This window comes from Pseudarthrobacter sp. SL88, assembly GCF_026672455.1.
GTDB lineage: Bacteria > Actinomycetota > Actinomycetes > Actinomycetales > Micrococcaceae > Arthrobacter.
Genome location: NZ_JAPPRD010000001.1, coordinates 1617741 through 1631713, shown reverse-complemented (window position 1 = coordinate 1631713; position 13973 = coordinate 1617741). Strand labels below are relative to the sequence as shown.

The following is a 13973-nucleotide window of genomic DNA, read 5'->3' as shown; positions in this document are numbered from 1 at the left end:
GAAAGGGAACCATCACAGGTGATGGTTCCCTTTTCATTCGGTGGAGCTGAGGGGACTCGAACCCCTGACCCCCTGCATGCCATGCAGGTGCGCTACCAGCTGCGCCACAGCCCCGGAACTTCGCTGTTCCGGTCGGTTTCCCCGGAGCAACCTGACCAGCTTAATGCACTTTCCCCGCAGCACCAAATCGCACCTGCGAGCGGGCTGCCGCAGCGCACGGCGGCTGCCCGCGGCCTCTCCGCCAGGGCCTCCGGACGCCCCACCGGTCCTGCGGCGCACAAAAAAATCCGCCGGAATCATGATGATTCCGGCGGATTGTCCGGTGGAGCTGAGGGGACTCGAACCCCTGACCCCCTGCATGCCATGCAGGTGCGCTACCAGCTGCGCCACAGCCCCGAACTGCTGCCGCTCCTTGGAGCTTTTTTTCGGGTTTCCCCGAAGCAACTCCAATATCTTAGATCAGCGGTTCCAAGAATTCCAAATCGGGAATACTCCACGGAGCGGCGCGGGTTTATTCGCTTTCCGACGTGGCTGCGGTGGCGTCTTCCAGCTGCAGGTCCACCACCGGGCAGTCCTTCCAGAGCCGCTCGAGCGCGTAGAAGACCCGGTCCTCTTCGTGCTGGACGTGGATGACGATGTCGGAGTAGTCCAGGAGGACCCAGCGGCCACCGGAACGGCCTTCGCGGCGGACAGGCCGCAGGTCCTGTTTGGCAAGTTCTTCCTCGATGCCGTCCACGATCGCGTTGACCTGACGCTCGCTGGGGGCCGATGCGATGAGGAAAACGTCGGCCAGTGCCAGGCGTTCACTCACGTCCAGGGCAACAATGTCGTGGGCAAGCTTGTCCGCGGCAGCCTTGGCGGCGTCGCGGGCAATGGTGATGGATGTATCTGATGCAGTCACGGGACTCCTCGTTGATGGAAAAACAGGGTGCGGCAGGTCAGGGGGTCATGCCGCTGATGATTAGGACGACGCCGGACACCAGGGCCACGACGCCGAAGGCCAGGATGCAGAACTGCAGGATGCGGTTGCGCCTCGCGCGGCCCAGGCCGGCGGTGGCTGCATCCAACGGTTCCAGCCCGTAGGCCGAGCTGGCGGGAACCCGCGGAACGTCTTCGAAGGTCGCCTGGCTGTCCGGGAAGACAACAGGCTTGGGCCGGGTGGCGGCCTTGGCTGCCGCTTCGGCCCGTGCAATGACCTGCGAACGGCCGGACACCGGCTCAGCCGCGCGGCCGGTCCTGCCGGCCGGCTTCTTTTTGCCTCCGCCGGCTGCGGGAACCCTGGTTCCCGGCCGGGTGGTGACCGGAACATGGGACGTTGCCGGCGGCTTCATGACGGGCCGGTCCACGCCGGGAACCTGGACGAATTCCAGCGGCGTGACCATGGCCAGGTTGTTCGTAGTGGACGGGCCCGGCCGGTCCTTGGGCGGGTTCGCCTTTGGCTGGTTTGCCTTTGGCCCGGAACCCGCGGGCGAAGCTGGCTTGGGTGGGGCAATCCCGAAGTGCGCGGCCTTGGGCTGCCCCGGCTTCGATGGCGCGTCCACTGCCTGGTTGTCGCCGGGGGCTGCAGCGCCGCCGGCCTGCTCAGCGAGTTTCTGCCGGGCCATCGCGCGCCGGTTCAGCACTGCTGCACGTTCCGCCAGGGCGATCTGCTCGGCAAGGATTTCGGGATCCACCGCCTCCGGATCCATGGAGGCGATGTGCTCCATCTTGGCGATCTGGTTCTTGGCCTGCTCGGCAATCAGGGAACGGGCAGCCAGCGCCTGTTCAACAGTCATCCCTGCAGGGCCGGAAGGAGCGCCGGCGGCCTTCTGGGCAGGACGTCCGGACGGCGCATCCGGAGCCGCCTTGCCTTCTCCCCCGGCGGACGGTGCAGCTTTACTGTCGACGTCGGGTCCGGGCCGGGCCGGCGTCCTGGACGGGACAGCAGGCGGCGTGGCGGCGGGAGGAACGATCGGGTTGGCCGCCGTGAGGGCCTGCTCCTTCAGCTGCTGCAGGCGAAGCTGGCGGCGGGTGGGAGGACCGCCAGCGGCCAGCTGGCCTTCCTTTTCCTCCAGGTCCTTGATGGTGCGCAGTGCTGCCCTGTCCCGGGCACGGATTTGCGATGACCGTTGTGTGTGGGCCTGCGCCGCACTGGGCTGGTCCACGGGCTGCTGGTCCTGGTCAGGAGCAGCGGAAGGCTTCGCCGCAGCAGGTTTGACGGGCGCAGGCGCCGCGGCGGCCACGGGTATTTGGGGCTTCCCACCTGTCCCCGCTTGTGCGGCGGGCGACGGTTTTGTGGCAGGCGAAAGCTGCTCCTTACCCGTGGGTTCAGCCGACTCTTGGGCGGCGTCCCGCGCCTTCCGGAGTTCCCGGCGGCTGCGGATGGGGGGCTGTTCCTGGCTCATAAAGAACTCATTCAGTGCTGGCTCGTTCGCGTGCTTCGGAAGATTGATCGTCCCCGGCTGCCGGGGCGTACAGGCCATACTTCGCGATGTACTGCACCACACCATCAGGCACCAGGTACCAAACGGGATCGTTGCCCGCTACCCGGGTGCGGCAGTCTGTGGAAGAGATGGCCATGGCCGGCACTTCGAGGAGGCTGACGTCGTCGCGCCCCATGCCGTCAAGGACGTGGCCCGGACGGGTGACTCCAACGAAATGGGCCAGGGACCACAGTTCGTCGATGTCCTTCCAGGACAGGATCTGCGCCAGGGCGTCGGCACCGGTGATGAAGAACAGGTCCGCGTCCGGCCGCTGCGCGCGGAGGTCGCGCAGCGTGTCGATGGTGTACGTGGGACCGGGACGGTCCACATCCACCCGGCTTACCGTAAACCTCGGATTGGAGGCTGTGGCGATAACTGTCATGAGGTAGCGGTGTTCCGGCTCGGTAACCCGTTTGTGGGACTTCTGCCATGGCTGTCCGGTAGGGACAAAAACAACTTCGTCCAGGTCGAATTCTGCAGCCACCTCACTGGCGGCAACAAGGTGGCCGTGATGGATGGGATCGAATGTCCCGCCCATCACGCCCAGCCGAATCCGGCCCTTGTCACTGCTCCGGCGCAAAGTGCGGGAAATGTTAGTGGCCCTGCCCGTGATCGTGCTTGTTCGGGTGCTGGCGGTGCGGGTCCGCGTGCTCCTCCGTGGCGGTGTGGCGGTTGCCCAGGTTGTTGTAGGACAAGGTGATGAACATCATGACCAGGAGGATCGCAAACATGACGATGCCGAAGACCCACGGCTCAGCCCACAGCGGGGCGAGTTCCTCGTGTTCTGCTTCGCCTGCTGCGGCGATGGTCGTGGCGATCTGCTGGAACAGCATGTTCTCCCCTAGGTTCAAGTATTTTGGGGCAGCGGACTTTTCCGCTGCTTTTTGGCGTCTGGTCTATGTTACCGCGTTGCTACCCGCGGACCTGGCCTTCACCCTGCACGATCCACTTGGTGGTGGTGAGCTCGGTGAGCCCCATGGGCCCGCGGGCGTGCAGCTTCTGGGTGGAAATGCCCACTTCGGCGCCGAGCCCGAGCTCCCCGCCATCGGTAAAACGGGTGGAAGCGTTGACGATCACGGCAGCGGAGTCCACCTCGGCGATGAACCGTTCAGCGTTGGCGAGGTCGTTGGTCAGGATGGCCTCCGTGTGGCCCGTGGACCACTTGCGGATATGGCGCACGGCTTCGTCCAGGCTGTCCACCATGGCCACGGCGAGGTCAAGGTCCATGTACTCCGTGCCCCAGTCCTCATCCGTGGCGGCGTCGGCAGCTACCGAAGCCGGCAGGGCCGCGCGGACGCGTTCATCGGCATGCAGCCTGACGCCGGCCTTGCTGAGCGCTTTGGCCACGGCGGGGAGCACGGTGGACCCGGAGTGGACCAGGAGGGTTTCCACGGTGTTGCAGACGCTGGGCCGTTGCGTCTTGGCGTTGAGGAGGATCTCCACCGCCATGTCCTCGTTGGCCGATTCGTCGATGAAGATGTGGACGTTGCCTTCACCCGTTTCGATGACCGGCACGGCGGAGTTGGTCACCACCGACTGGATGAGGTCACGGCCGCCGCGCGGAATCAGGACGTCAACCCTGCCGCGGGCACGCATCAGGACAGTGGCGCCGGCCCGGCCGTACTGGTCCACGGTCTGGACGGCGTCGGCAGGCAGTCCCACGGACTCCAGGGCGTCGCGCAACACCCTCACCAGGACACCGTTGGTTGACTCCGCTGCGCTGCCGCCGCGGAGGATCACTGCGTTGCCGCTCTTGAGTGCAAGTCCTGCGATGTCCACAGTGACGTTGGGCCGGGCCTCGTAGATTGCTGCTACGACACCCATGGGAACGTTGACCTGGCGCAGGCGCAGCCCGTTCGGAAGGGTCTGGCCGCGGACCACATTGCCTACGGGATCTGGCAGGTTGGCCAGGTTCTCCAGGGCGGCAACGAGGCCTTCGATGCGGGCCTCGGTGAGGGTCAGCCTGTCCAGCAGTGCTGCGGATGTACCGTTGGCTTTGCCGTTGGCGACGTCGCGCGCGTTGGCATCGAGAATGGCGCGGGTGTTCGCCTGCAGTGCCGCCCCCACGGCGCGCAGGCCGCGGTCTTTCCAGGCCCGGTTGGCCATGGCCATCCGGCGGGCGGCGTGGCGGGAACGGTCGGCAATGGCGTGAACCGCGGCCTCGATCCCGGCATCGGTGAGCTGACCGTCGGCCGGGGCAGGAGCTGCTGAGGGGGCCTGCTGCTGCGGGGTGGCCGCGGCGGCGGTGTCTGCGGGGTTGTCGGCAGTCGTATGGATCAGGGCCTCAGTCATGGTTCAAGTTTAGGCGAGGCCCCGGTTCAAACCAGCACCAGGTCGTCAACATGAACAACTTCACGGTCGTAGCCGGTACCGAGTTCCTCGCCGAGGTCGCGCGTGGACCGTCCCAGCATGCGGGGCAGCTCTTCGGAGGAGTAGTTGACAAGGCCGCGGGCCACGACGGTGCCGTCGGCACCTGCGATCTCGACGGCGTCGCCCGCTTCGAAGACTCCGTGCACCGCTGATATGCCGGCCGGCAGCAGCGAGGTCCGGTGGTGCCGGACGGCCCGGACGGCACCCTCATCCAGGACCAGCCTGCCCTGGACAGAGGCAACGTGGGCCAGCCACAGCAGGCGGACGGGCTTGCGGGCGCCGTTGACGGTGAACCAGGTGCCAACGTCCTCACCGTTGAGTGCGGCGGCAGCGTTGGGCGTGGACGTCACCAGGGCGTGGATGCCCGATCCTGCGGCCATGCTGGCCGCCTCAACCTTGGTGAGCATGCCGCCGGTGCCAACCCCGGCTTTGCCGGTCTTGCCGATGGACACTCCCTCGAGGTCGTGCGGTCCCGCCACCACGGGAATGCGCTTGGCCCCGTGGGCCGGCGGACCGTCGTAGAGGGAGTCGACGTCGGAGAGCAGCACCAGCGCGTCGGCGCGGACCAGGTGCGCCACAAGCGCCGCGAGCCGGTCGTTGTCGCCGAAGCGTATTTCGTGGGTGGCCACGGTGTCGTTCTCGTTCACCACCGGAACCACGCCCAGGTTCAGCAGCCGGTCCAAGGCCCGGAAGGCGTTGGTGTGCTGGCTCCGCCGCATCAGGTCCTCCGCGGTGAGCAGGACCTGGCTGACGGTGACGCCGTGGGCGCCGAACGCCTGCGTGTACCGGGCCATGAGGAGCCCCTGCCCCACACTGGCGGCAGCCTGCTGGGTGGCGAGGTCCCGGGGACGCTTCGGGAGGCCGAGCGGGGCCAGCCCGGCAGCGATGGCGCCTGATGAAACCAGGATAATCTCGGTGCCGCTGTTGCGTTTGGCAGCCAGGGCGTCCGCGAGGGCCGTGAGCGACTCCTCGGAAATTCCGCCCTTGATGCTCGTCAGCGAGGAGGAGCCGACCTTCACTACGACCCGTCGGGCGCCGGCCAGCGCGCTCCTGTCCACGGAACCGGAGGCCGGTCCCGTGGCTGTGGCCCTAGGACTCATCGCCGGAGTCCAGGCCACTTTCCTTGGTGGGCTGGGCTGCGCGCCGTCCGCTGACGGACTCTGTCCAGATGCCGGCCTTGCGTTCGGCTTCGAGTTCGGCGCGGGCAGCGGCCTTGGCGTCCCGGCGTTCCTGCTGCTCCTCGCGCTTCTGGGTGCGGGTGGGGCGGTCGCCGGTGTCGGCGAAGCGGATGTCGGTTCCGCGCGGCGACGCGAGAAGTTCTGCACCAGCCATCATGGTCGGCTCCCAGTCGAAGACCACGCCATCGTCTTCACCGATCACCACGGTGTCGCCCGGCTTGGCGCCCATCTTGAACAGCTCGGTTTCCACGCCCAGCCTGGCGAGCCGGTCGGCCAGGTAACCGATGGCCTCTTCGTTGGTGAAGTCTGTCTGCTTGACCCAGCGCACAGGCTTGTCGCCGAGGACCCGGAACAGCGGCTCGTGGGCCTTCTCCTCGCGGCGGATCCGGAATCCGGTTTCGTTGACGGCGCGCGGACGCAGCACAGTGGGGGTAACCTTCGGCGGAGCGGCTTCGACGGCATCGCGTGCCGCCTTGACGATCTCGGCCATGGCGAAGCCGAGCTGCCGCAAGCCCTCGTGGCTGGTGGCCGAGACTTCGAAGACCCGGTAGCCGCGGGACTCCAGCTCAGGGCGGACGAATTCAGCCATATCCTTGCCGTCCGGCAGGTCCACTTTGTTCAGCGCCACCAGGCGGGGCCGGTGGTTCAGCGGGACGACTTCGCCGTCCTGGCCGGCGTAGCTCATGTCCACCGCGTACTTTTCAAGCTCGGTCTCGATGATGGAGAGGTCGGAGAGCGGATCGCGTTCGGATTCGAGCGTGCCGCAATCCAGGACGTGCACCAGTGCGGCGCAGCGTTCCACGTGCCGCAGGAAGTTGTGGCCGAGGCCCTTGCCCTCGCTGGCACCCTCGATGAGTCCCGGGACGTCCGCGATGGTAAACCGGACTTCGCCTGCCTGGACGACACCCAGGTTGGGGATGAGGGTGGTGAACGGGTAGTCGGCGATCTTTGGGCGCGCAGCGGACATGGCGGCGATGAGGCTGGACTTGCCGGCAGACGGGAATCCCACCAGGGCGATGTCTGCAATCGACTTCAGCTCAAGGACGATGTCGCTGGATTCACCCTCGATGCCGAGCAGGGCGAAGCCTGGTGCGCGGCGCTTCTGCGACGAAAGGGCGGCGTTGCCCAGCCCTCCTGGTCCGCCGGCGGCGGCGATGTATTCGGCGCCCTCCCCCACCAGGTCCGCCAGGACGGTGCCGTCCTTTGACTTCACCACCGTGCCGTCGGGCACAGGCAGGACCAGGGTTTCACCGTTCTTGCCGCCGCGCCAGTCGCCCATGCCGGGACCGCCGTTGGTGGCATGCCGGTGCGGGGCATGGTGGTAGTCAAGGAGCGTGGTGGTCTGGTGGTCCACGCGCAGGATGACGTCGCCGCCGTTGCCGCCGTTGCCGCCGTCGGGCCCGCCAAGGGGCTTGAACTTCTCACGGTGGACGGAGACGCAACCGTGGCCGCCGGTACCGCCGGATACGTGTAGTACTACCCGGTCTACAAAGCTGGCCACGTAAATCTCCTCAGTGTCGTGTGGGCGCCCATGGACGCCCTATCGATTGTAATGCGCTTAAAAGAACAGTGGAGCGGGCCAACTGGCCCGCTCCACCGCTTCAGAACTGGTTGTTACTCTGCAGCTGCAGCAGCAACGATGTTGACGACGCGACGACCGCGGCGGGTACCGAATTCAACGGCGCCCGGGGTCAGTGCGAACAGGGTGTCGTCGCCGCCACGGCCAACGCCGGCGCCCGGGTGGAAGTGGGTGCCACGCTGGCGGACGATGATTTCGCCGGCGGAAACTACCTGGCCGCCGAAGCGCTTGACGCCGAGGTACTGTGCGTTGGAGTCACGACCGTTGCGAGTGGAGCTCGCGCCCTTTTTATGTGCCATCTGAAATGCCTGCCTTTAAATTCTGGGGAATCTGCTGAAAACCTGAACAGTAACCGGTGGTTACTTGATGCCAGTGATCTTGACCTTGGTCAGTTCCTGACGGTGACCCTGGCGCTTCTTGTAACCGGTCTTGTTCTTGAACTTCTGGATGACAATCTTAGGACCACGGAGGTCCTGGAGGATTTCAGCCGTAACGGTCACCTTGGCCAGGTCAGCAGCGGCAGTGGTGATCTTGTCACCATCAACCAGGAGCAGTGCGGGCAGCTCGATGGTGCTGCCAGCCCCACCGGCGACGCGGTTCAGGGTAACGAAGTCTCCAACGGAAACCTTCTCTTGGCGGCCGCCTGCGCGGACAATCGCGTACACCACTTGGGAACTCACTTCTCTCGACGTTTATAACTAAAATTGCGTGCGGCACCCGTTGCACTGTTTGGCTGGGTTCCCGCTGTGCCTCAACGCCGTGGATTCCCCGAAGGTCTCCATGAGTTATCCCGCAGGACTGCCTTGTGTTTTCCACGTTGGCATGTTCCCGGGGTCATAACCCAAGTGTTGGCGTAAGCACCGAAGATCCAGAATACGCTAATTCCGTCTCCGGCCGCAAATGAGGCTGGCTCCGGCGGGTCGGCTGTGATAGGAACCACAGACATCGTCCGCCACCGGGGCCGTGCCAGACCATAATACCGGCAGCACGGCCCGGGCGGGTTCAGGAGTGGAGCCGCGGCGCGTCGAAGAACTCCACTTCCAGCCGGCAGGACTGCCGGAATGCGGTGGCCATGGCGTGCCGTTCGTCAGCGGAGGCCTTGCGCGCCGCTTCGTCCACCACGGCGATGGCCCGCCGCGTTGCCTCCGCGAAATCTTCGTCGGCATACGTGCGGAGCCACTCGGCGTAGGGGTGGCCTGCCGGTTCCCCGTCCGCGAGGAACCTGGCATGGAGCGTCTTCCCGGCGTCCGCGTACAGCCAGAAACAGGGCAGGACAGCTGCTGCCAGGACTGCATAGCTGCCCGACGCCGAAGCGGCGGTCAGGTGGTCCACGTAGGCCTTGGTGACAGGCCCGAGTTCGGGGAGGACGGTGCGGGTGCTGAGCCAGGAACGGTGCAGTTCCGACTCCACTTCGAGGCATTGCTGGGCCGACGCCGCCCAGAACAGCTGCTCGGCCTCCGTGGGGGCCAGCGCGCTGGACCGGGCGAGGACTCGCGAATACCCGTTCAGGTAGATGGCATCCTGCGCAAGGTAATACGCGAACTCGCTTTCCGGCAGTGTCCCCGAGGCCAGGCCCTGGATGAAGTCCAAGGCGTAGATCGACTCAAGGTGTGCGTTGGCATCTTTCCGCAGCTGCGCCGTGAAGTCGCCTGGCCGAAGGGCTTGGCGGATGTGGTGGAAATGGTGGACGGGACCGTTGCCGGTTCCCACCTCCAGCGCCGCGGACGCGGCCAACGCCCCAGCAAGCCAGGGTTTCACTTCCCGAAGAGATGCTTCCCAGTTGCCTACCTGGGCCTGGACCGTGGCCATGGCGGAGGACAGGGAGCAGCCTGTGCCATGGCTGTTGCGTGTGGTCACCCGCTCCCCCGGGACTTCGACGACGTCCGCGGACAGCATGCCCGGCGGCCCAACCAGGGCGTCCGGGCAGCTGCTGCCCTGCAGGTGCCCGCCCTTGACCAGCACGGCGGCGCCGGTGGCACCAGCCAGCCGCCTGCCCTGATCCAGCGCCGCCTCCCAAGTGTCCGGTACGTCTTCTCCCAGCAGCATGGCCAGTTCGGCCAGGTTGGGGGTGACCAGGTGGGCCAGCGGCACCAGGTTCCGGAGCGCGGCTTCGGCGCTCTCCTGCAGCAGCCGGTCCCCGCTGGTGGCAACCATGACCGGGTCCAGGACCACGACGGCGGGGCGCACCTTCTCCAGCCAGGTGCGCACGGCAGCGATCACGTCGGCATCGCCCAGCATGCCGATCTTGACGGCGTCCACGTGGATGTCGTCGCTGATGGCCGCGAGCTGCTGCGCCAAAAAGGATGCCGGAGGAACATGGACGGCGGTCACTCCGCGGGTGTTCTGGGCTGTGAGGGCAGTGATGGCGGCCATGCCGTAGCCGCCGTGCGCTGCGATGCTCTTGAGGTCGGCCTGGATGCCGGCCCCGCCGGAGGGGTCCGAGCCCGCGATGGCTAGGACGCGGGGCACATCGCGTCCGGCAGCCGGCAGTTCGGTCGCGGAGGGATTCGGGAGCGGGGTGGCTGCAGGCATGGCAAGGTTCGTAGACAAAAGAGACATCCCTTCGCCGGTACTAACCGGACAGGTTCAACGGGTGTGGATCTCAGCCGGGCCTGGTGCGCGGCACCCCGTGTCGGTTCCCCAGCCTAGCCGTTGGACGGCAGTCAACCGAAAGGTGACTGCACCTGTGAAGTGTGCGGCTGAGGTCCACTCCCCGTTAACGGCAGATGCCCGGCCCCACCACAGGAGTGGAGGGGCCGGGCATCTGCAGTGCCTGGGTCCGGTCAGAGCTCGGAGGCAGGAACCCCTACGCCCAGGATGATGGGCGCATCGGCTTTGGCTGCCGGTTCTGCCGGCGCGGCAGGCTCGGGCGCCTTGGCGGCATGGGAGTGGCCTTCGCTGGCCGACGGGACGTTCTCATGGTGTTCCACGGTGGTCTCGTTGGCTGCGCCCTGGGCCCTGCTTGCACTGCGGTTACGCCGCGGACGGCGCTGCCGGGACAGGTCGGGGGCGGCAGCGGCGTTCAGCTCAAGTGCGGGGGCCGCAGCTGCGACGGGCTGCCGGGGTGCCGCAGCCTCCGCCGGTTCAGGGGTGACTGGCGCGGCCTGGACCGTGGCGGACTCCCGCGACTGGCTGCCAACAGGCGAAGCCGGCTGGCCCAGGTGGGCGAACGCTTCGGCCAGCCGGTCAAGCGACAGCGCAGGTGAGGGCTGCTGCTCGTCTGCGTGCTCAACGAACGGCAGCGCGACTTTCTCGCCGCCGAACGTCAGGACAGCTGCCGGGCGTACCGGCGTCCCGTCGTCGTGCCTCTCCGTTGTGCCCGCGTCCTGCTGGGCAGGGGTTTGACGGGCCGCCACCTCGTCATCGTGCAGGTGCGCAGCGTGGGCAGCTGCGGCAATGTTGGCCAAGGCCAGCCTGGTGGCTTCAGCCTTGGCGTGGCGTTCGGCCTCGTGCGGATCCGGCTGGACTGGGTGGGCTGCCACAGCCGCGGGTGCGGGTGCCGGCTCGGCCGGCTGGCCGCCACGTCCGCGGCGGCGCTTGCGTTCGCCGCGGGTACCTTCCTGGTTGCTGTCGGGGCGCTGTCCCTCATTGCGCTGGCCCTCGCTGCGGTTCCCATTAGGGCGGGCATCGGAGCGGATGTCAGAGCGGTGGACGTGCTGCTCGGCTGCCACGATGTTGGCGCGGCGGTGCTCCACGGGGTCGTCATGGGTGACGACGCCGCGGCCCGCGCAGGCTTCACACTGCTCGCCGAAGACTTCCAGGAGCCCGGTGCCCATGCGCTTGCGGGTCATCTGGACGAGTCCCAGCGAGGTGACTTCCGCCACCTGGTGCTTCGTCCGGTCGCGGCCGAGGCATTCCACCATGCGGCGCAGGACGAGGTCGCGGTTCGATTCCAGGACCATGTCGATGAAGTCGATCACGATGATGCCGCCGATGTCGCGCAGCCGCAGCTGGCGCACCACTTCCTCGGCCGCTTCGAGGTTGTTCTTCGTGACGGTTTCTTCGAGGTTGCCGCCGCTTCCGGTGAACTTGCCGGTGTTGACGTCCACCACTGTCATGGCTTCGGTCCGGTCGATCACCAGCGAGCCGCCGGAGGGCAGGAAGACCTTGCGTTCGAGGGCCTTGTGGATCTGTTCATCAATCCGCCAGGCAGCGAAGATGTCCTGGTCCTTGGTCCACTTTTCGAGGCGTCCCACCAGGTCCGGAGCCACATAGGTGACGTAGGCCTCGATGGTGTCCCAGGCTTCCTCACCGGAGACGATCAGCTTGGAGAAGTCCTCGTTGAAGACGTCACGGACCACCTTGATGGTGAGGTCGGGCTCGCCGTACAGCAGCTCCGGAGCCAGGACCTTGGTGGAGGAGGACTGGCTTTCGATGCCTTCCCACTGGGCGCGGAGCCTGTTGATGTCGTGGGTCAGCTCTTCCTCGGACGCCCCTTCGGCCGCCGTGCGCACAATGACGCCCGCCTGCTCCGGAAGGCGGTCCTTGAGGATGCGCTTGAGCCTGTTCCGCTCGACGTCGGGCAGCTTGCGGGAGATACCGGTCATGGAACCGCCGGGGACGTACACGAGGTACCGGCCCGGAAGGGAGATCTGGCTGGTCAGGCGGGCACCCTTGTGGCCCACGGGGTCCTTGGTCACCTGGACCAGGACGGTGTCGCCGGACTTCAGCGCGTTCTCGATGCGGCGCTGCTTGCCTTCGAGGTTGACGGCTTCCCAGTTCACTTCACCCGCGTACAGGACGGCGTTGCGGCCGCGTCCGATGTCGACGAAGGCGGCTTCCATGGAGGGCAGCACGTTCTGGACCTTGCCCAGGTAGACGTTGCCGATCAGCGAGTCCTGCTGGGTCTTGGAGACGAAGTGCTCGGCCAGAACGCCGTCCTCGAGGACGCCGATCTGGATTCTGTCGTCACGCTGGCGGACGATCATCTGCCGGTCCACGGATTCGCGGCGGGCCAGGAACTCCGCTTCGGTGATGACGGTGCGGCGGCGGCCCGTGTCCCGGGATTCGCGGCGGCGCTGTTTCTTGGCTTCCAGCCGGGTGGAACCCTTGACGCTGGTCACCCGGTTGTTGACGGGTGCCTCGCTGACGGCACGCGGTGCGCGCACGCGGGTAACGGTGTTGGGCGGATCGTCGTCGTTGCCGCCGGTCAGTTCGAGGTCCTGGTCACCGCGGCGGCGGCGGCGGCGACGGCGGGACGTCACGCCGTCCTCCGCCGCACCGGTTTCTTCCTCGTCCGATTCGTCAGCGGCGTCATCCGCCTCGGAGCCTTCGGTTCCGGCGTCCTCGCGGTCGTCCAGCCGGCTGCGACCGCGGCGGCCACGGCTGCGGCGCCGGCGGCGGCCGGATGCTTCCTCGGATTCGGTGTCCTCGGCGTCGTCTTCGTCCCCGCCCTGTTCCGCTGCGGCGGGCGTTGCGGGGCGGACGACGGTGCTCAGGTCCGGTGCCTGGAACAGCACGGAGGTGGGCGAGGCGGGCTCGAGGAACAAGGAGGCGAACGCGCCAGGTTCCTCGTCAGCTGCGGCGACTTGGGCCGGCGTCGCAGCGGATTCTCCTGCTGGCGCGGCAGCTGCCGTGCCGTGGGCCTGCGCGGCCTCTGCTGCAGTTTCCCCGGCGGCGGGTTCCTGTGCCGCGGGCTTGGCTGTCTCCTCTACGGCCGCTTCCCGGGCCTCGGCGCCCTGGTCCGCCGTTTCATTGTCCAGCGGGGCAGCGGTGACGGGCAGTTCCTGCGCAGGGGCCGGCGTTTCCGCGGGGGCCTGCGTTTCTGCAGGGTCCCCCGCAGGGGCAGCTTTCCTCGTGGCAACCCGACGGCGGCGGACCTGCTTGGTCCCGGCCGTTTCCACCGGCACTTCCACGGCCGCAGTCGCTTCTGCGGCCGTGGCAGCTTCGGCGGGAGCAGCGTCAGCTGCAGCAGCGGATTCCGCGGGGGCTGCATCGGTGGCGAAGGCCGGCAGCGGCTCCGCGGCGTCTGCCTTCTTCCTGGCCCGGGGCCGGCGGGCGTCAGCTTTGGCCGGGACTGCGTCGGCGTCCGCGTTTTCGGGCGTGGCCGCCGCGGGAGGGGCACCTTCCGCCGACACCTCAGGGGCGGGGGCTGCGGCTACGGCGTCATCGGCCTTCGGCGCTGCCTTGCGTCGGGTCCGGGGAGCCTTTTTGGGTTCGGCCGCGGCTTCCACAGCCGGTTCAACCTCATTAACGGAAAGCTCTGTTTCATTGTTCATCTGTGGCAACACTCCTGCCCCTGACGTACCGCCACATCCGGCACCCATTGGGGCACATATTGTCAAAACCCGCAGGCGCTGACAGAAGTCAAGTGGATGCTCCCAGGTTCGCACCGGCATTGGGGTGCGGCAGCCCGTAGGAGCCAGTGGAAAGTTCTGAAACCCG

General features: G+C 67.1%; 11 protein-coding genes, 2 tRNA genes and 1 riboswitch. All 13 genes read right to left on the bottom strand.

The window, feature by feature from the left end:
• Positions 1 to 41: 41 nt before the first annotated feature.
• Positions 42 to 114: transfer RNA gene (locus OVA06_RS07520), tRNA-Ala, on the bottom strand.
• A gap of 209 nt (positions 115 to 323) precedes the next feature.
• A tRNA-Ala gene (locus OVA06_RS07515) sits at positions 324 to 396 on the bottom strand.
• 115 nt (positions 397 to 511) lie between these two features.
• Positions 512 to 901 (bottom strand): ribosome silencing factor, encoded by a 390-nt coding sequence (gene rsfS / locus OVA06_RS07510; RefSeq protein WP_268157362.1) that lies wholly within the window; start codon positions 899 to 901, stop codon positions 512 to 514.
• Positions 902 to 938: 37 nt separating this feature from the next.
• A complete protein-coding gene (locus OVA06_RS07505; protein WP_268157360.1) occupies positions 939 to 2384 on the bottom strand; it encodes a hypothetical protein in 1446 nt (481 codons plus the stop codon).
• Between the two features lie 7 nt (positions 2385 to 2391).
• Entirely contained in the window at positions 2392 to 3042 is a 651-nt protein-coding gene (gene nadD, locus OVA06_RS07500) for a nicotinate-nucleotide adenylyltransferase (RefSeq protein WP_268157358.1), read from the bottom strand.
• A 13-nt stretch (positions 3043 to 3055) separates the two neighbouring features.
• Positions 3056 to 3295, bottom strand: coding sequence for a hypothetical protein (locus tag OVA06_RS07495; protein WP_056079715.1), 240 nt, complete (start codon positions 3293 to 3295; stop codon positions 3056 to 3058).
• Between the two features lie 79 nt (positions 3296 to 3374).
• Positions 3375 to 4754: a glutamate-5-semialdehyde dehydrogenase gene (locus tag OVA06_RS07490; RefSeq protein ID WP_261619110.1), complete on the bottom strand. Its 1380-nt coding sequence runs from the start codon at positions 4752 to 4754 to the stop codon at positions 3375 to 3377.
• 26 nt (positions 4755 to 4780) lie between these two features.
• Entirely contained in the window at positions 4781 to 5932 is a 1152-nt protein-coding gene (gene proB, locus OVA06_RS07485; RefSeq protein ID WP_268157354.1) for a glutamate 5-kinase, read from the bottom strand.
• Positions 5922 to 7511, bottom strand: coding sequence for a GTPase ObgE (obgE, locus tag OVA06_RS07480; protein WP_056079722.1), 1590 nt, complete (start codon positions 7509 to 7511; stop codon positions 5922 to 5924). Before obgE ends, proB begins: the two co-directional genes overlap by 11 nt.
• Before the next feature lie 113 nt (positions 7512 to 7624).
• Entirely contained in the window at positions 7625 to 7888 is a 264-nt protein-coding gene (rpmA, locus tag OVA06_RS07475) for a 50S ribosomal protein L27 (RefSeq protein ID WP_009372867.1), read from the bottom strand.
• A 60-nt stretch (positions 7889 to 7948) separates the two neighbouring features.
• The gene (rplU, locus tag OVA06_RS07470) at positions 7949 to 8257 is read right to left on the bottom strand and encodes a 50S ribosomal protein L21 (protein ID WP_015937330.1); all 309 of its coding nucleotides are present in this window, start codon (positions 8255 to 8257) and stop codon (positions 7949 to 7951) included.
• Between the two features lie 334 nt (positions 8258 to 8591).
• The gene (gene thiD / locus OVA06_RS07465) at positions 8592 to 10121 is read right to left on the bottom strand and encodes a bifunctional hydroxymethylpyrimidine kinase/phosphomethylpyrimidine kinase (protein WP_442793575.1); all 1530 of its coding nucleotides are present in this window, start codon (positions 10119 to 10121) and stop codon (positions 8592 to 8594) included.
• A gap of 9 nt (positions 10122 to 10130) precedes the next feature.
• Positions 10131 to 10229: riboswitch (TPP riboswitch) on the bottom strand.
• A 143-nt stretch (positions 10230 to 10372) separates the two neighbouring features.
• Positions 10373 to 13807, bottom strand: coding sequence for an Rne/Rng family ribonuclease (locus OVA06_RS07460; RefSeq protein ID WP_268157349.1), 3435 nt, complete (start codon positions 13805 to 13807; stop codon positions 10373 to 10375).
• Between the last annotated feature and the right edge of the window lie 166 nt (positions 13808 to 13973).